We start from the raw sequence: 15,257 nt of genomic DNA, 5'->3' as shown, positions 1-15,257 counted from the left end.
GCCCGCCGCTACGGACTACGCGTCCCCGACGACCTCCTGATCGTCTGCTGCAGCGAATCCACCGTCTACGCCACCACCGAACCACCCATCACGACACTCTCCCTCAAGCCCCGCCGCATCGGCACGGCCGTCGTCCAGCTCCTCATCGACGCCATCGAGGGGGTGGGGGAGTACAACCCGGACTCGATCGTCATGCCGTACGAGCTGATCGTCCGCCCGTCCAGCGGCCGCGCCCGGGTCCCCCGGTCGAGAGTCCCGTCCCGCTCGCCCCACATGCAGCCACTGCACCCGTAAAGCCCCGCCAAGTTCACCCCATCCGGCGACACCGCCCCGCCGACTTCCGGGCCGCCTCTCTGCCGGTGCGCTACTCGGGTCGCGGGGCCGGGCGGTGGGGGAGGGCGCAGGCGGCGGTGCCGCCCGGCATGCGGTGACGGTTGTTCGCGATGAGTCGGTACACGCCGTGGGCCACCCACCGCACGGGTGGCAGGGTGAGCAACGCGCCGGCCGCCGGCCACCCGCCGCCCGAGCTCAGCAACGCCTTCGCGACAGCCTGGGCACCCCCGTACACGGCACCGCCGGGCGTCACCCACAGCACCTCGTGCGAGGCCCGCGTCGCGGTGACACCGAGATCCTCCAGGTCCGCGAACTGCCAAGGAGTGGTCTCGCACCGGGGCTTCAGGCGTCGCTCGGCGAACCTCGCCGAGGTCGAGCAGAATCCGCAATCTCCATCGAAAACGAGCACGGGCTGATTTCGCATGACTCCATCATGCCCGCGCCCGGAGCCGGGCGGTCGCTCCGGCCCGGCCTCGCGGTCAGGAGCGGCATACGACCTCGGTCAGGCGGTCGGCCGCGTCGACGGCGGCCTTCGCGAGCCGGGCGCCCGGGTGCCGGGTGAGGCGTTGGATCGGGCCCGTGACCGTGACGGCGGCGACCACCCGCTGGGACGGGCCGCGGACCGGTGCCGAGACGGAGGCCATGCCGGGTTCGCGCTCACCGATCGACTGGGCCCAGCCCCGGCGCCGTACGCCGCTCAGGGCGGTCGCGGTGAAGCGGGCACCCTGCAGGCCTTGGTAGAAGCGCTCCGGTTCCTCCCAGGCCAGCAGGACCTGGGCGGCGGAGCCGACCTTCATCGGGAGGGTGGACCCCACCGGCACGATGTCGCGCAGGCCGGACGTCCGCTCGGCGGCGGCGACGCAGACCCGCACCTCACCCTGGCGCCGGTAGAGCTGCGCGCTCTCGCCGGTCGCGTCCCGAAGGGACGTCAGGACCGGGCCGGCCGCGGCAAGCAGGGAGTCCTCGTCCGAGGCGGCCGAGAGCTCGGTGATCCAGGGTCCGAGGACGAATCGGCCCTGGAGGTCCCTGCCGACCAGACGGTGGCGTTCGAGTGCCGTGGCGAGTCGGTGGACCGTGGGCCGCGCCAGGCCGGTGGTGGCGACAAGCCCGGCCAGATGGGCAGGGCCGGACGCCAGCGCATCGAGGATCACCGCGGCCTTGTCGAGGACGCCGACACCACTAGAAATATCCGAAATGTCCATAGAAAGGGGTACTCCAGTCTCGGCGCGCGAGCATGACTCGCGGCGACCTCACCCCGGGAAGGGCAGGGGAAGGAAGGTGAGGGAAGGGGATGGTCAGCGGGAGAGGGCCGAGCAGGTCGGCCGATATGCCGCGACGATCATGAGCTGGGTACGCGGGAAGCCCGGAACGGGCAGAGCCGGGGCGAAGGGCAGCGTAGAGAGCACCGTGTCTCCTCATCTTTTCCCGCGCCACGTTGGCGCGGGCCGGAGTTGGCACTGATCCCGACGGCGCGGCGCGAACATGGAGCGCCGAGACGATCGGGGAGTTGCCGGGGCTTCGTAGGGCCGGTCCCTCCACCCCTCTGGATGATTCGCGGAGAACCATACAAGACACCCGGGGCGAGCTGCCAGCGACCCCCTGGTGAAGCAGCAAGGCAGGCCGGGCGGAGTGCGCTGAACGCCGGCGCCTCGCCCGGCAGGCGGGGGAGCTCGTCCCGGCTCGCATGGGTCCCACCCGCAGGATGATCCCCGGCCGCAGCCCGATAGATTGCCGGCGACACGAGAAAAGAGCTCGCATGGACTCCCGCATCCCGCGGCTGCGACGCAAGCTGGCACGCATTCCCTACGCGCCCCACCGAAGCCACTCCTTCGGCGAGGAACGGCACGCATTCCGTCTCGGCCCCCGCTTGTCCGAAGCCCGGGCGGACGCCTTCGAAGCCGAGAACGACGTGGAACTCCCACGCCCCTACCGGGACTTCCTCACCACCATGGGCGGCACCGGTGCATCCCCGTACTACGGACTGATCCCACTCGAACGCTGCGCCCTCTTCACGATGAACCGCGCCACCGCCGACACACGGACGAGAGGATTCCGTCGGGCCTACCGCCCCACCCGCGAAGGCCACCTCTTCCTGCACGTCATCGAACGCGGCTGCAGCGACCTCGTCCTCCTCGGCGTCACCGGCCCTCTCACCGGACGCATCCTCATCGGCAACACCGACGGCTTCTGGGGCCCGAACGTCTCCTCGGCCCCGGATTTCCTCGCCTGGTACGAGCGGTGGCTCGACCACATGGCCGGCGGCAAGGACAACCGAGCCCTGCTGCTCACCTCGCCGCGGCTGCACGTTCACCCACGCCAGTACCGTCTCTCGCCGAGGATCTGACCCTGACCCTGACCAGGCGACGGGAACGGGAACGGCGGGGAGTGGGAGCTAACGCTTGCGTTCGGCCGCGGTGAGACCGCGCAGGGTCCACAGCCCGTACGCGGCAAGCAACGGCTTGAACAGCGTCCACTCCCCGAGGCGGTAGTCGCCGGCGCGGACCAGCCTGTCGGCGAGATCGGGCCGCTGACGGCGCAGGTAGGCGCGCGCTTTGAGCGCGTGTGCCGGCTGGGACGCGATCGCGATGTGCTCCGCACCCTCCAGCAGCGGGACCACGTGGGTGATGTTCTCCCACGTGTTCCTGCTCTGGTCCTCGACGAGAACACGACCCTTGTACCCCAGCACGGACCGCGCGTAGTCGGCCATCAGCTCCGCCTCGGCCGTACCACCCCCGACCGCCCCTCCGCTGAAGACGATCACGGAGTCGCCGTCGGCGTCCGCGCCGACGGAACGGATCCCTGCCCTGACCCGCCAGCGGTTGACGAGGTTGATCGACTCGGACGGGTTGCGGTAGCCGAGCACGACCACGGCTCGGGAACCGTGGCCGCCGGCCTCGACCAGGGTCCGGGACCAGCGCCGGTTCAACCACTCGCCCCAGGCCAGAACAGCGACTCCGGCGGCCGGCAACGTCCACGCTCGCATGACAGACGATCCTAGGCCCTGTGCGGAGGAACAGGCCGGACGATCGGCACCGCATCGTCGGAGCGGCCCACCGGGCCGGGAGCGGTCGCAGCAGGTCAGGTCCGTCGAAAATCCCTCGACATCGGTCGCCATGATCGGGGAGGCTGCGCGCGATGACCAGAATCGACGACACACCGCCTGCGTGGGACGAGCGCACCCAGCTCACCACGTTCCTCGACTACACACGCGACACGGCCCGTGCCAAGTGCGAGGGCCTCTCCGCGGAGAACGCCCGCAAGGCGCTCCTGCCGGGCTCACCGCTCATGACCATGAGCGGAGTGATCAACCACCTCCGCTGGGTCGAGTACTACTGGTTCCAGGTGGTCTTCCTCGGTGAGGAGGACCACGGCCCCTGGACCGACGAGGACCCCGACCGCGAGATGCGCATCGCCGTCGACTTCCCGCTCACGCAGCTGCTCGACGAATACGCCGAACAGAGCGCCCGCTACCGCGAACTCGTCGCCGAGAACGGCCTGGAGACCAAGGCGAAGCGCGCCGTACGCAACGGCCTCCACGTCGATCTGCGCTGGATCCTCCTGCATCTCACCGAGGAGACAGCCCGCCACAACGGTCACCTGGACATCCTGCGCGAGCTGCTCGACGGAACGACCGGCGACTGAGCCTCCGCCGGTTGCAGACCACGGGGCCGGCCGGCTGCCGTTGCAGCCTCGGTGCTGCCGGATGACCCGCTGCTTCCTCGGCTCCGGCGAGCCGTCATCGAACGGCGGCTTGCCGGAGCGGGATCGACACTGTTCAGGGGGATGAGGGCGTGCCGGATGTGAGGAACTTCGATGCGGAGTGGGCGGCGGCACCCGAAGCGGTGAAGCGGTGCCTGGCCTTGGCGTACGAGGCGCTCGTGGCCGGCGGACTCGCAGTGGGCTCCGTACTCACGGACGCCAACGGGACGGTGTTGGCCGAGGGACGCAACCGCGCGTACGACGACGGTCCCGGAGGAGGCCCGCTGCGGGGTACGCCCCTCGCGCACGCCGAGATGAATGCGCTGGGCGCGGCACGTACCGACTGGGATCTCGGCGCCTTGACCCTGTGGAGCACCCAGGAACCCTGCTCGATGTGCACGGCCGCGGCGGCCTTCACGGGCGTGGGGGCGGTGCGCTACCTGGCCCCGGACCCCTGGGCGCTGGCCAGTGCCAATGACGGTTCGTCCGGTGTGTCCGGGCTGGACCGGCAGCCGTGGCTCGTGGCGGCGAACCTGATGTTTCTCCGCAGTGTCTCAGCGGCCGCGCGGGGGACCGAGGAACCACTGACTCTGCGTCGCTGCCGAGAACTTGAGCCGGAGACGACGGGACTGCACGACGCTCTGCCGCCGGGCCTGCCGGTGGCCACGACGGTCGAGACGTGGCTGGCGGAGCTGTGGCCCGTCGTCGGTGACGCCGCAGTCGCCCGGCGACGGCGGGTGGCAGAGGCCACTGCGCCCTGAGCACCGCCCTGAGTACCGCCGTGAGCGCAGTCCCCCCAACACGACCTGTCGGGGCTCCGTGCGATCCTCCCTCCATGAACGAGTTCGGCGACGCGCACGTGCGCCACGCGACACTGCTGTGGATGTCCCTCCTCGCAGCCGACGCCCGGGATCAACTGTCCTGGCTGGGGGAGCGCGAGCTGGAGACCGAGCCGGTCGTCGAAGAGGTGGAGCTCTTCTGCCGCATGTCCGAAGGGTTTGCCGAACGCGGTGTCCTCGACCCCGGGCAACTGCGCGACCTTCAGGCCGTCGGCCGGCGACTCGGCGAGATCGACGCCACGGGTCGCGCAGGCCTCTGGGGCGACGCCCTGGCTTCGGACACGGCATGGGACGACATCCGTCTCCTCGCCCGTCAGTACCTCGTCAGCACGCTGGGGGACTGGCGCCAGCCACTGCCAGGCAGCCGGTCAAGGCCGCACAAGGGCGACCACTGAGCCCCCGGGAGCGCGGCCACCGAACAGCCCCATCGCCCAGCGCTCTCCGAGACAGGAAGGCCCGCCCGATGCACCCCGCCGTCCGGGAACTCACCCGCCTCGTCCCTCCGCCGGCCGGCAGCCTGCCCCGCACCTGGTCCCGGACGGAGGAATGTCTGGGTACGGCGCTGCCCCAGGACTACAAAGACCTCGTCGACACCTACGGCGGGGGAGTCTTCGACGAGACGATCTGGATCCTGGAGCCGGACTGCACTGACGAGGACTACGACCTGGTGGCGATCGTCGGTGAGCGCGCCGAGGTACTCGGCAGACTCTGGGACCGCGGCGAGCCGAAGCCGGACGAACTCGCGGCCGACGGAACCGGCGTGCTCCCCTTCGCCTACATCGAGGGCAGCGGCGCCTACCTCTACTGGCTCACCAGCGAGACGGCGAAGCCCGGGGAATGGACCGTCCTGGTCAACGAGGGCCGTGGACCCGAATGGGAACACCACGCCGTCTCCGCCGCCGAGTTCGTCGCCGGAGTGCTCACCGGACGCATCCACTCGGAGACCCTCGGCGAGTTCGAGGACACGGAGCGGGGCTTCGACGCGAACGCGGACATCTTGGGCTCCGACGAGTAGGCGTGCGAGACGTTCTACGAGCTGGGGTCCGACCCGCTTGACCCGCCGGTCCCGCCGGATCCCGTTCCTTCGAAATGGGCCGTCGCCAGGACCGTGCCGTCCGGGGCCACCAGGCGGGCGCCACTGAGGTTGCCGGGATCCACGGGGGCCGGGGCGCCCCAGTAGCCGTAACCCGCCCTGAGGGGGAACGAGCCGAGCGATACGGAGGAGCCGTCGGCCCGCACCAGGAGGCAACGCACCGGGCCGTCGACCGCCCGTACCTCACCGAGGTCGACCGACATGTAGACCCAGCCGTTCCCGCCCGCCGCGTCGGCCAGGTGCGCGTAGATCCGCCCCACCTCCTTGCCGGCCCCGGTCCCCTCCCCGGCCGAGGAGACCAGCGTCGCCTCCAGGACGTGCGGTGCCGGGGCCACCACCTGGGGCGCGCCCTCCACCGCCGTACCGACCGCCCAACCGCCGAACCCGAAGGCCAGCGCCGTGGCCACGCCCGCCGCAGCCATCCGGAAGCGACGGCCCCGAATGCGCCGTCGCGCCGTCGGCGGAGGAGTCGAGGGTGCCGGGGCAGGGGCCGACGTACGGGCGGGGGCCATCGTCCGTACCGCCCGACTCTCGAAACCCAGCGGAGGCTCCGCCCCCGGCAGCAGCCCGAGCAGCCCGTCCCCGACCACCGTCAGCCGCTCCACGTACGCCCGGCAGTCCGGGCAGCGGTCCAGATGGGCCACCGCCTCGGCCCGCTCGCGCGCCGGAAGGATCCCCAGCGCGAGCTCGGCACCCTCCTCGCGCAGCCGCTCGCAGTCCATGCCGCTCACCGCGTCTCCTCGCTCTCCAGGAGCGCCCGCACCTTGATCGTCCCCGCCCGGATCCTGGTCTTGGCCGTGCCCAGCGGCACGCCCTCGAAGGCGGCGACCTCCCGCGCCGTCATCCCGTAGATCCCGGCCATCACCAGCGCCCGCGCCTGCTCCCGGGGCAGCGCCGCCACCGCCCGCCGGACCCGCTCGGCCGCTTCGTCGGCGAGCGCGCGCCGCTCCGGAGTCTCGGACACGATCCCCACCAGCGCCTCCAGGTCCTCAGGGGCGACCGGGGTCGCGCGCCGCGCCCGTACCGCGTCGATCGCCAGGTTGTGCGCGATGGCCGTCAGCCACGTCCGTACGGAGCCCCGCCTGCCGTCGTACACCTGGGCGTGCCGCCACGCCCGCTCGAAGGTCTGCTGGGCCACGTCCTCGGCGAGCCGCGGATCGCCGACGACGGCGACGGCCACTCCGTAGACGGAGCGCTGGAAGCGGCGCACGAAGGCCACCGCGATCTCCGGATCGCCCGTGGCGAGACCGGAGAGCAGTGCCTCGTCGGGAACCCGCTCCAGCGGAAGGCCCATGCGTCCCACACTCGTGGATACGTCCGAAGTCCCCGAAGGGATGGTCCGAGCTCATTGTCCGCCCGGACCGCAATCCGGGCGCGGCCGAGCGTCGTACCCCCTGTGGGGACCGAACCGGAGGACCAAGCCCGCGGGCCGGTCCGAAGAGCCGACGCGGAGGACGGAACGATGACGAAACCGACACCACGTACGCGCGCGCTGCTCGGCCTGTCGGCCGCCGCGCTGGCCGGCCTCCTCGCCGCTTGCGGAGGCGGCAACGGCGACGGTTCCAGCAGCGGTACGACCACACCGCCCCCCGAGCAGAAGAGCACGGCGCCGGCCGGTACGACCCAGGTGAAGGCGGACCTGGCCGACTTCAAGATCACGCTGTCACAGCAGACCTTCACACCCGGCACGTACGCCTTCGCCATCACGAACACCGGGCATCACGACCACGCCCTGGAAGTCGAGGGGCCGGGCGGCGAGAACCGCTCCAGCACCATCGGCCCGGGGGAGTCCACCACCCTCACGGTCACCTTGAAGGACGGAACGTACGAGATCTACTGCCCGGTCGACGGACACAAGGACCAGGGCATGAAGACCGAGATCACGGTGGCCGGCGCCCCCGTCAACAAGCCGGACACCACCCCGACGACCCCGAACACTCCCGGCAATGGTTACTGACCGAACCCGCCGCATCGCCGTGCTCCTGCTGCGGCTGGCCGCAGCGGGCCTGACGGCGACGATGGGCGCCATCCACCTCGCCCTGTGGGCCGACGGCTACCGCGACCTGGCCACCATCGGCTGGCTGTTCCTGCTGAACGGCGTCGTGGGCTGCCTCCTCGCGGCGGCCCTGCTCTTCACCCCGTACCGCTGGCTCGGACCGGTCGCCGCCGCCACGGCGCTGTTCACGGCGGGCACCCTCGGCGCACTCTTCCTGAGCCTCACGACGGGCCTGTTCGGCTTCCACGAATCGGCCGACGCGGACCTCGTCCGCCCCAGCATCACGATCGAGACGGCGGGTGTCCTGGTCCTGACGACCCTGGGGGTATCCGCACTCAGCCACCGCCACCGCCAGCACCACTCACGGGGCTAGGTGTATTGACCCGGAGCGTTGTTGATTCGGCTGATGGGTGGCTTGCCGGCGAGTGCGGTGTGGCAGCGGTGGTGGTTGTAGGTGTGGAGGAAGTTTGCCAGGGCCGCTGTCCGCTCGTCGTTCGAGAGGGAGGGCCGTAGGCCCACTCGCCGAGCAGGGTGCGGTTGAAGCGTTCAGGCGAGCCGGTTGAGCCGGTGGCGGGTGAGGATCCGGTGGACGGTGGATGAGGGCAGGCCCAGGATCGGGCCGATCCCGGCGGGGCCGAGTTTGTGGCTTCGCCGCAGGTCGCAGACGCGGTCTTCCACCGCGGCCGGGGTTCGGTGCGGTGTGGTGCGAGGCCGGCTCGGCCGGTCTTGCAGGCCCGCATCGCCCTCGGTCCGCCACCGGCGGATCCACTTGTGGGCCGTGGCCCGGGAGATGCCCATCTCTGCGGCCACGTGAGCGACCGGACGGCCTGAGCAGACACGTTCGACCAGCAGTCTTCTACCGAAGACGGTCAGCCGGGCATTACGGTGGGCCACGAAGACCTCCGTGAGGTGAGTTCCTGGACAGCTCCCACCACACCGGAGGTCTTCGCCATGTTCAAGACCAGACCAGTGTCGACAACGCTCGTGATCAATACACGTAGGGCCTGTCTCTCTGGTCGGCGCGGGGTCTCCGCACGAGCAGGATGCGGCTGGGCTTCTGGGCGGCGGTGTCCGCACACAAGCCATTCCCTGCTGGGCAGGGGGCGGTCCGCGCCCAGTGCACGTCAGTTGACGACACACCCGGCAAGGGCCCACTGCTCTGGAACGAAACCGTCTGCCCCATCGCTGCTGGACAGTTGGGTTACCCTCCTTCCTCGTGGACCAGTTGACCGCCGAAGACCCGCCGCGCATAGGCCCCTACCGCCTCATCGCCCGCTTAGGTGCCGGCGGCATGGGCCGGGTGTACCTCGCCCGCTCCGAAGGCGGGCGCACTGTCGCGGTCAAGGTCGTGCAGACCGAGTTCGCCCAACACGCCGAATTCCGCTCGCGGTTCGCACGCGAGGTCACCGCGGCGAAGCGGGTCGGTGGGGGCTGGACCGCGGCAGTGCTCGACGCGGACACGGACGCGGAGACGCCCTGGGTCGCGACGCAGTACATTCCCGGGCCCGATCTGCAGGCCGTCGTGGCCGAGCAGCACGGGCCGTTGCCCGAGCAGTCGGTGCGGGTCCTGGCCAACCGTCTCGCGCTCGCCCTGCAGGCCATCCATGGGGCGGGCCTCGTCCACCGCGACCTCAAGCCGTCCAATGTCCTGGTCACCGTGGACGGGCCCCGGGTCATCGACTTCGGTATCGCCCGGGCGCTGGACAGCATCAGCGGGGACAGCCTGCAGACCCGTACGGGCATGGTGATCGGCTCGCCCGGCTTCATGTCCCCGGAACAGGTGCGGGGGCTCCACGTCACCGCCGCCTCCGATGTGTTCTGCCTGGGTTCGGTCCTCGCCTACGCCGCCACGGGGCGCCAGCCCTTCGGGGCGACCGGCAACGGGCTGCACGCCCAGTTGTTCCGGGTCGCCGAGGAAGAGCCGGACCTGGACGGGCTGCCGGAGGCGCTCCTCGGACTCGTACGGGAGTGCCTTCAGAAGGACCCGGAACGACGCCCCACGCCGGAGCAGGTGGCCGCCCGCACCGCCACAGAAGGCGCCGACGAATGGCTGCCGGGCGCGCTCCTCGGTCGACTGGGGCGCCAGGCGGCACAGTTGCTGGACTTCGACCCGCTGCGCCCGGATACGGCCCTCGTGCCGAGCCAGGATCCCATTCCGCCGGTGCCTGCCCGGACCGAGCCCAGGCCCCAGCCCGTGCAAGCGCCCGCGGCACTTCAGCCCGTGCAAGCGCCTTCCGCATCCCCGCCGGACGCGCTCGCGTACGCGCCCACGGCGGGGCCGGGATACGACGAAACGGCAGGCTCGCACAGTCCGACGCAGACCCCGGACCGGCGGCGTCGCCCAGTCGTCGTGGCGGGGGTGACAGCCGTCGTGGTGCTCGTCACCGTCGGCGGACTGCTCGCGCTCCGCCCGTGGCAGGACGGCTGGCGCGGGACGGGCGAATCACCGTCGCTGAGCGTTCCGAAGACGTTGCAGGGGAACTGGGAATCGGCTCTCGACCTGAGGGACGGCGACGGCCTCCGCATAGAGGGGGTGACCGCACGCCTGCTCATCAACGCGAAGGGCACCGCCGAGCTCTCCGTGTTGAGCAAGGACCGGCTGTGTGTCTGGGACAGCACCGTCACCGACTCCAGAAGCGACGCGATCAAGCTCGGCACGAGCCGGCTGAAGAGCGTAAGCCCCAAGTCCGAGACGGATCGTTGCAAGGACAACACCGAGGACTACGGCCCCTCCGCCCCGGACGGTACGGGGGCGTTCGTGGCCTCATGGAACGGGACGTACGAGTGGGAAAACGACCCGGGCTACTACGACCACGGCAACGACGGGCAGACCCTCTACGAACCTGACACATTCATGAAGGCATCGTCCGCCAAGGGCGCGCTGCCAGAGATCTATCGGGGCTCGTGGGGCGGCCGGGGGCAGGACGGCACCTACCGCTTCGAAGTCACGATGGGCCAGGGGGCGACGAAACGCGACATCCGCCTCGTGTCCGTCAGCGTGGTGGGGCAGAGATGCGTGTACAAGGCGCAGGCGTTCTCCCAGGAGTCGGCTCGGCTCCGCACCGAGCCCGCGGAGCTCGCCGACAGCAAGCAGCCAACGAGCTGCGCCGAGAGCGCCCCGTCGTTGTCCATCTGGGAGAGTGAGGACAAGGGAAAACGGAAGCTGTCGTACGAGCCCATCCTCGGCGCCGACACACCCCTCTTCGAATCCGTGCACTGGATGGGACAGCTGACCGCCGCGGGCACCTGAAGCGTGTTGCAAACGATGCGGCAGCTCGCGCCGCTGTTCGGCGTCTGACCGGCGACGGTGTGCCGGGTCATCAAGCGGCTGCGGCCGCTGTTGGCGCTCGAGCGGGCTCCGCGGCCGGTTGCGGACACCGAACGGTTGTGGATCGTGGACGGCACCCTGATCTCGGTCCGCGACCGCAAGGTAGGCACCTCGTCCCGCAACTACCGGTTCTCGGCAAACGTGCAGGTCATCATCGACGCGGACACCCGCCTGGTCATCGCGGCGGCAAGGCCGGCGCCAGGCGACAAGGCCGACGCACATGTCTGGCGCGAGTCGGACCTGCCCGCCCTGGCGGCGAGCACGACGGCCATCGCGGACGGCGCCTGCCTCGGCACCGGCCGCCTGCCCGAAGCGGACCTTCTGCAACACCCTTCAGGGCGAGCTGCGGACACCTGGCTGGAGTACGAGCGACGTAGGCGGTGTCTTCATCGCCAGGTACGGAAGGTGACACGCGCTGTACGGTGGCGCGATGACCGATTCCTGGCCCGTGGACGCCCCTGGCGTGTTGCGACTGCCTTCCGGCCGCCTGGTGCGTGGTCGTGCCCTGCGGCGGCCGCTGCCCGAGGGACCGGAACCCACCTTCGCCGTCTACCTGCTCGGCCGCCTCCCGGCCGAGACCCCGTGGCCGTCGGTATGGCTGCGCTGGCCGGACTTCCGGCTGCCGACCGACCGCGCCGAGGCCCGTACGGTGCTCGGCGAGGCCTGGGAACGGGCGGCCGGCGAACGGGTCGAGTTCGCCTGCGGCGGCGGACGGGGTCGTACGGGCACCGCCCTCGCCTGCCTCGCTGTCCTCGACGGCGTCCCGCCGGCCGAAGCCGTGGCCTATGTGCGGCACCACTACGACCGCCATGCCGTCGAGACGCCCTGGCAGCGCCGTTACGTGCGCGCCTTCACCCCCGACTGAAGGGCCTGAACCCGACCGTCTCCGCACTAGACCTCCCTACCTCACGAACGCCCGCTGACCGCTGCGGAGTTGCGGATCACCGTGTCCAAGGTGCGCCGGTCGGCGGTGAGTCGGGCGGCGTTGTCCCGGATGTACCCGTCTTGGATGCGGACTTCGACTCCGTGCCAGACCTCCGCGACGCGATGGCGGCGCCGGCAGGAGATGTCCGCGAGTGCGGTCGCGATCTCCTGTGCCGACACGCGGCGTCGGGGGTCGGGGCGGAAGTGGGGGTCCTGATCGGCGTCCAGGGGTGTGGCGTAGGAGTAGTGCTCCTCGCGCATGCACGCGGACCAGCGGCCGAAGACCTCGATGACGGCCGGGTCGCGCAGGGAGGCCTCGTACGAGGCGAAGTTGAGCCGCTCCACGAGCGGGGAGACGCCCCGCGACTGGCTGCCGAGGGTGGCGCGGGCCTGCCCGAAGCAGCCCCCGGAGGGGATCTTCCTGCCTTCGTAGAAGCCCTGTCGGGCCTCGGGGCCCGCCTGCTCCCGGGCGCTCGCGGGCAGGTCGGAGCCGCCGAGGAGGAGCTCCTCGTCGGGTGACGGCGCGGGACGTTCGGACTGGGCGCGCAGGGCGGCGTCGTAACGAGCCTGTTCGGCGGCGTCCGGCTGGTACCCGTGTCGGGAGGACAGGGCCTCGTCGTGGATGCCGTAACGCCAGTCCATCATGTTCCGCGGGCCGATCCGGGGCAGGGCGGGCGCGGGACGCCAGTCCTTGCCGAAGGAGCGCATGCAGCGCTGTACGAGGGTGGCCTCAGCGGCCGCGATGGCGGCGGCCTGCTGCTCGGTCGGCTGGTAGGCCTGGAGCGGAAGTGTCCAGGTGGACGGGTCTCCGGAGGCTTGACTGTCCCCGGTGGCGGCTGTGGCCCCAGTGGCCTGAGGGACCCCGGTGGCGGCTGTGTCCCCCGTGCTCCCGGCGGCCGGGGACGCAGGGGAGGCCGAAGAGGTCGGGAAGCCGGGCGAGGCCTTCGCCGAGGCGGCGGAGTGGGTCGGGCCGCTCGCGCAGCCCGCGGCCAGCGCGACCGCCGCCGCGGTCAGGGGCAGGGGGGCGACGCGCCTTCGGCGGCCGTGCCGTGTGCTCATGTCTGTTCCTCGCCCGGGCTTCACATCACCAGCAGGTGGCGAAGTCGATGGAGCGGTTCTCGTTCTTCAGGCCCGCGTCGGCGAGATTGCCGCCGCTGCGCGGCCAGTAGGTCCGGTAGGGGCCCTTCCGGTTGTAGCCGGAGTTGTAGTAGACGGTGCCGCAGAATCCGTCGTACCAGTTGTAGACCGAGGCGGCGTTGTTGCCGACGACCTGTCCGGCGCCGTTCCCCTTGCCGTCGCAGAACGTCAGGGGGTGTGCTCCGTCGCCTCTGTAGACGTTCAGGAGGTCCCAGAGGGGGTGGCCGATGTTGATCCACGAACCGGCGTAGTTCGAGTTGTAGTAGAAGCGGAACCGGAACTTGTCGGTGTGGTCGGCACACCGGGAGAAGGTCGCGCCGTCCGGCTCCAGGTCCCACCACTGGTCGTAGTTGCTGTCGTGCATCGGGTTGTCCTCGGCGGAGGCCGGGGTCGCGGTGAGGCTCAGGCTCGCCGCGGCGAGGACGCCCACGAGGGCCGCCATCCGTGTCCGACGGGTCCGCTGGGTCCGGCGAGTGGGTGTGGCCGAGGTGTCGCGCATGTGCGTCAGGTCTCCTTCGAGGACTTCGTGGACTTCGAGGCTCAGAGGCTTCGAGGGGGCCTGAGGAGCCGGCGGTGCGCAGCGCACGCCGGAGAGAAGCGGGCCCCCGATCACCGCTCCGGCGGAAAGGTAGCAGGTCAGAGTGTCAGGTGCATGCCGCATGATCTTGCTCGGCGTGTCGCCCGGCCGATCAACGGCGCCGCACGGAACGGAAGACACGCAACCGCCATCGGCTGTCCCAAGGTGTCCCACCTCGTCCCGGACAGCTGCGGCCGTTGTGAAGGGGGAGTCGCTGGAACAGGCTTTCGTGCGTCGCAGGGCACCCGCCCCGTGACGCACGTTCTCCGCTACCGAAAGGACTCCTGCCTTGTCCCGGTTATCCCGAGTGGCCAAGTCATCCGCCGTACTGGCATCCGCCGGACTCCTGGCCTTCGCGGCCGGCGGCTCCGCGTACGCCGTCGGCGTCGATGCCTCGGCGCGCGACGCCAGGTTCACCGGCTCCTACTACGTGGGCAGCACGGGCGTGAAGATCAACGGAAGCCTGACGGACCTCGGCAGCTATTCCGGATCCTCCGTCGTCTACCTCAAGATCAAGACGACCGAGGGATCGACCAACACGCCGGTCGTCGAGGCGCCGAACGGCACGAAGAAGTGGATCCCGGGCACCGTCACGTACCCCTTCCCGGGCACCTTCCTGTCCGGCTCCATCACCGCCTGCTCCTGGGCCGGTTCGTGGTCCTGCGGAACGCCCATCGCGATCTACAGGTGAGGTGAAGGATCAGCGGGCCCGGCATGGGCCCGCTGATCCGCCGTCCGTGACAACTCCGCTTGATCATCGCTAAGTTGAAGGTCTCTGGAGTCCCACCCCGCCGACGGATCGGACAGACACGGCCGATGCTGAGTCGGCGAGGGGACAGTGGGGGGCGGGCCAATGAGGTCGACCGAGGCAAGGAGGGGACCGTGTCTCAGGAGGAACGTGACGCCAGGCTGGGTCTGACGGGCCTGACCGGCGCCGAGAGGGAAGCCCGGATACGCCTCCTGCGGGAGCGTCTTGAAAGGGAGGCCGCGGCGGCGAGGGCGGCACTCGAGGCGGAACGAAACCGCAGGGCCACCTCCCGAATGCGATGACCAGGGCGCGTACGAGCCGGGGACGGCGGGCGGCGAACCAGTGGGCTTTGACGCCGCCCGGGCAGTGAGCCACGGCGACTGCCGGACCGGAGCCAAGGTGGCGCCGTACTGCCGCCGCATCCGCGACGTAGCCGTCGCGGGAGAAATCCGACGGCTGGTCGGAGTGGCCGTGGCCGCGCTGGTCGAGGGCGACGACGCACCAGTTCGGTGTCAGCCGCCGAGCCCGCCGCCCCGCGCCGGCCGTGGTGTCGTCGATGCAGGACTCATCCCATCGCACCGCG

General features: G+C 70.7%; 19 protein-coding genes, 2 pseudogenes and 1 riboswitch. Of the genes and pseudogenes, 12 read left to right on the top strand and 9 right to left on the bottom strand.

Going from position 1 to position 15,257, the window contains the following annotated elements; genetic code table 11:
- A partial coding sequence (locus tag ACWGN5_RS37630) for a substrate-binding domain-containing protein (RefSeq protein ID WP_453522907.1) occupies positions 1 to 294 on the top strand: 294 nt, incomplete at its 5' end.
- 70 nt (positions 295 to 364) lie between these two features.
- Here the strand turns inward: ACWGN5_RS37630 and ACWGN5_RS37625 are convergent.
- Positions 365 to 757 carry a thiol-disulfide oxidoreductase DCC family protein gene (locus ACWGN5_RS37625; protein WP_453522906.1) on the bottom strand — a complete coding sequence of 131 codons (393 nt, stop codon included), beginning with the start codon at positions 755 to 757 and terminating at the stop codon, positions 365 to 367.
- Between the two features lie 55 nt (positions 758 to 812).
- A complete protein-coding gene (locus tag ACWGN5_RS37620) occupies positions 813 to 1,535 on the bottom strand; it encodes an IclR family transcriptional regulator (protein WP_453522905.1) in 723 nt (240 codons plus the stop codon).
- 210 nt (positions 1,536 to 1,745) lie between these two features.
- Positions 1,746 to 1,887: riboswitch (SAM riboswitch) on the bottom strand.
- A gap of 202 nt (positions 1,888 to 2,089) precedes the next feature.
- On the opposite strand from ACWGN5_RS37620, the gene ACWGN5_RS37615 reads away from it, so the two are divergent.
- The gene (locus ACWGN5_RS37615) at positions 2,090 to 2,677 is read left to right on the top strand and encodes an SMI1/KNR4 family protein (protein WP_453522904.1); all 588 of its coding nucleotides are present in this window, start codon (positions 2,090 to 2,092) and stop codon (positions 2,675 to 2,677) included.
- 48 nt (positions 2,678 to 2,725) lie between these two features.
- Here the strand turns inward: ACWGN5_RS37615 and ACWGN5_RS37610 are convergent, their stop codons facing one another.
- Positions 2,726 to 3,316 carry a YdcF family protein gene (locus ACWGN5_RS37610; protein WP_453522903.1) on the bottom strand — a complete coding sequence of 197 codons (591 nt, stop codon included), beginning with the start codon at positions 3,314 to 3,316 and terminating at the stop codon, positions 2,726 to 2,728.
- Between the two features lie 152 nt (positions 3,317 to 3,468).
- On the opposite strand from ACWGN5_RS37610, the gene ACWGN5_RS37605 reads away from it, so the two are divergent.
- The 4 genes from ACWGN5_RS37605 (at position 3,469) to ACWGN5_RS37590 (ending at position 5,886) form a co-directional block, all read left to right on the top strand.
- Positions 3,469 to 3,975 carry a DinB family protein gene (locus tag ACWGN5_RS37605; RefSeq protein ID WP_453522902.1) on the top strand — a complete coding sequence of 169 codons (507 nt, stop codon included), beginning with the start codon at positions 3,469 to 3,471 and terminating at the stop codon, positions 3,973 to 3,975.
- A gap of 149 nt (positions 3,976 to 4,124) precedes the next feature.
- Positions 4,125 to 4,793 (top strand): nucleoside deaminase, encoded by a 669-nt coding sequence (locus ACWGN5_RS37600; RefSeq protein ID WP_453522901.1) that lies wholly within the window; start codon positions 4,125 to 4,127, stop codon positions 4,791 to 4,793.
- A gap of 74 nt (positions 4,794 to 4,867) precedes the next feature.
- Positions 4,868 to 5,266: a hypothetical protein gene (locus ACWGN5_RS37595; RefSeq protein WP_453522900.1), complete on the top strand. Its 399-nt coding sequence runs from the start codon at positions 4,868 to 4,870 to the stop codon at positions 5,264 to 5,266.
- Between the two features lie 68 nt (positions 5,267 to 5,334).
- Positions 5,335 to 5,886 (top strand): SMI1/KNR4 family protein, encoded by a 552-nt coding sequence (locus ACWGN5_RS37590; RefSeq protein WP_453522899.1) that lies wholly within the window; start codon positions 5,335 to 5,337, stop codon positions 5,884 to 5,886.
- Positions 5,887 to 5,900: 14 nt separating this feature from the next.
- On the opposite strand, the gene ACWGN5_RS37585 is transcribed toward ACWGN5_RS37590, so the two are convergent.
- On the bottom strand, positions 5,901 to 6,686 hold the full coding sequence (locus ACWGN5_RS37585) for an anti-sigma factor family protein (protein ID WP_453522908.1): 786 nt from the start codon (positions 6,684 to 6,686) through the stop codon (positions 5,901 to 5,903).
- A 5-nt stretch (positions 6,687 to 6,691) separates the two neighbouring features.
- Positions 6,692 to 7,258, bottom strand: coding sequence for an RNA polymerase sigma factor (locus ACWGN5_RS37580; RefSeq protein WP_453522898.1), 567 nt, complete (start codon positions 7,256 to 7,258; stop codon positions 6,692 to 6,694).
- A 168-nt stretch (positions 7,259 to 7,426) separates the two neighbouring features.
- On the opposite strand from ACWGN5_RS37580, the gene ACWGN5_RS37575 reads away from it, so the two are divergent.
- Positions 7,427 to 7,921, top strand: a complete 495-nt coding sequence (locus ACWGN5_RS37575; protein ID WP_453522897.1) for a plastocyanin/azurin family copper-binding protein — start codon at positions 7,427 to 7,429, stop codon at positions 7,919 to 7,921.
- Positions 7,911 to 8,333, top strand: a complete 423-nt coding sequence (locus tag ACWGN5_RS37570) for a hypothetical protein (RefSeq protein ID WP_453522896.1) — start codon at positions 7,911 to 7,913, stop codon at positions 8,331 to 8,333. Before ACWGN5_RS37575 ends, ACWGN5_RS37570 begins: the two co-directional genes overlap by 11 nt.
- Positions 8,334 to 8,512: 179 nt before the next feature.
- On the opposite strand, the pseudogene ACWGN5_RS37565 reads toward ACWGN5_RS37570, so the two are convergent.
- Positions 8,513 to 8,854, bottom strand: a pseudogene (locus tag ACWGN5_RS37565) (helix-turn-helix domain-containing protein); the annotation flags it as partial.
- 322 nt (positions 8,855 to 9,176) lie between these two features.
- Between ACWGN5_RS37565 and ACWGN5_RS37560 the strand changes: the two are divergent.
- The 3 genes and pseudogenes from ACWGN5_RS37560 to ACWGN5_RS37550 all read left to right on the top strand — a co-directional run bounded on the left by ACWGN5_RS37560 (position 9,177) and on the right by ACWGN5_RS37550 (position 12,153).
- Positions 9,177 to 11,210: a protein kinase domain-containing protein gene (locus ACWGN5_RS37560; protein ID WP_453522895.1), complete on the top strand. Its 2,034-nt coding sequence runs from the start codon at positions 9,177 to 9,179 to the stop codon at positions 11,208 to 11,210.
- 12 nt (positions 11,211 to 11,222) lie between these two features.
- Positions 11,223 to 11,690, top strand: a pseudogene (locus ACWGN5_RS37555) (transposase); the annotation flags it as partial.
- A 28-nt stretch (positions 11,691 to 11,718) separates the two neighbouring features.
- Entirely contained in the window at positions 11,719 to 12,153 is a 435-nt protein-coding gene (locus ACWGN5_RS37550) for a protein-tyrosine phosphatase family protein (protein ID WP_453522894.1), read from the top strand.
- A gap of 41 nt (positions 12,154 to 12,194) precedes the next feature.
- Here the strand turns inward: ACWGN5_RS37550 and ACWGN5_RS37545 are convergent, their stop codons facing one another.
- Positions 12,195 to 13,271, bottom strand: a complete 1,077-nt coding sequence (locus ACWGN5_RS37545) for a hypothetical protein (protein WP_453522893.1) — start codon at positions 13,269 to 13,271, stop codon at positions 12,195 to 12,197.
- A 25-nt stretch (positions 13,272 to 13,296) separates the two neighbouring features.
- Positions 13,297 to 13,848 carry a hypothetical protein gene (locus tag ACWGN5_RS37540; RefSeq protein WP_453522892.1) on the bottom strand — a complete coding sequence of 184 codons (552 nt, stop codon included), beginning with the start codon at positions 13,846 to 13,848 and terminating at the stop codon, positions 13,297 to 13,299.
- 385 nt (positions 13,849 to 14,233) lie between these two features.
- Here ACWGN5_RS37540 and ACWGN5_RS37535 point away from each other — a divergent pair, with 385 nt between their 5' ends.
- Entirely contained in the window at positions 14,234 to 14,617 is a 384-nt protein-coding gene (locus ACWGN5_RS37535) for a hypothetical protein (protein ID WP_453522891.1), read from the top strand.
- Positions 14,618 to 14,686: 69 nt separating this feature from the next.
- Here ACWGN5_RS37535 and ACWGN5_RS37530 read toward each other — a convergent pair whose 3' ends face one another.
- A complete protein-coding gene (locus ACWGN5_RS37530) occupies positions 14,687 to 15,253 on the bottom strand; it encodes an alpha/beta fold hydrolase (protein ID WP_453522890.1) in 567 nt (188 codons plus the stop codon).
- Between the last annotated feature and the right edge of the window lie 4 nt (positions 15,254 to 15,257).

The organism is Streptomyces sp. NPDC055815 (assembly GCF_053616475.1).
This window is presented reverse-complemented; position numbering and strand designations above follow the sequence as displayed.

Bases quoted from the DNA above. Each gene is read 5' to 3' on its own strand.
- ACWGN5_RS37625 (WP_453522906.1), bottom strand. From the start codon at position 757: ATGCGAAATCAGCCCGTGCTCGTTTTCGATGGAGATTGCGGATTCTGC.
- ACWGN5_RS37620 (WP_453522905.1), bottom strand. From the start codon at position 1,535: ATGGACATTTCGGATATTTCTAGTGGTGTCGGCGTCCTCGACAAGGCC.
- ACWGN5_RS37615 (WP_453522904.1), top strand. From the start codon at position 2,090: ATGGACTCCCGCATCCCGCGGCTGCGACGCAAGCTGGCACGCATTCCC.
- ACWGN5_RS37610 (WP_453522903.1), bottom strand. From the start codon at position 3,316: ATGCGAGCGTGGACGTTGCCGGCCGCCGGAGTCGCTGTTCTGGCCTGG.
- ACWGN5_RS37605 (WP_453522902.1), top strand. From the start codon at position 3,469: ATGACCAGAATCGACGACACACCGCCTGCGTGGGACGAGCGCACCCAG.
- ACWGN5_RS37595 (WP_453522900.1), top strand. From the start codon at position 4,868: ATGAACGAGTTCGGCGACGCGCACGTGCGCCACGCGACACTGCTGTGG.
- ACWGN5_RS37590 (WP_453522899.1), top strand. From the start codon at position 5,335: ATGCACCCCGCCGTCCGGGAACTCACCCGCCTCGTCCCTCCGCCGGCC.
- ACWGN5_RS37585 (WP_453522908.1), bottom strand. From the start codon at position 6,686: ATGGACTGCGAGCGGCTGCGCGAGGAGGGTGCCGAGCTCGCGCTGGGG.
- ACWGN5_RS37580 (WP_453522898.1), bottom strand. From the start codon at position 7,258: ATGGGCCTTCCGCTGGAGCGGGTTCCCGACGAGGCACTGCTCTCCGGT.
- ACWGN5_RS37575 (WP_453522897.1), top strand. From the start codon at position 7,427: ATGACGAAACCGACACCACGTACGCGCGCGCTGCTCGGCCTGTCGGCC.
- ACWGN5_RS37570 (WP_453522896.1), top strand. From the start codon at position 7,911: ATGGTTACTGACCGAACCCGCCGCATCGCCGTGCTCCTGCTGCGGCTG.
- ACWGN5_RS37550 (WP_453522894.1), top strand. From the start codon at position 11,719: ATGACCGATTCCTGGCCCGTGGACGCCCCTGGCGTGTTGCGACTGCCT.
- ACWGN5_RS37545 (WP_453522893.1), bottom strand. From the start codon at position 13,271: ATGAGCACACGGCACGGCCGCCGAAGGCGCGTCGCCCCCCTGCCCCTG.
- ACWGN5_RS37540 (WP_453522892.1), bottom strand. From the start codon at position 13,848: ATGCGCGACACCTCGGCCACACCCACTCGCCGGACCCAGCGGACCCGT.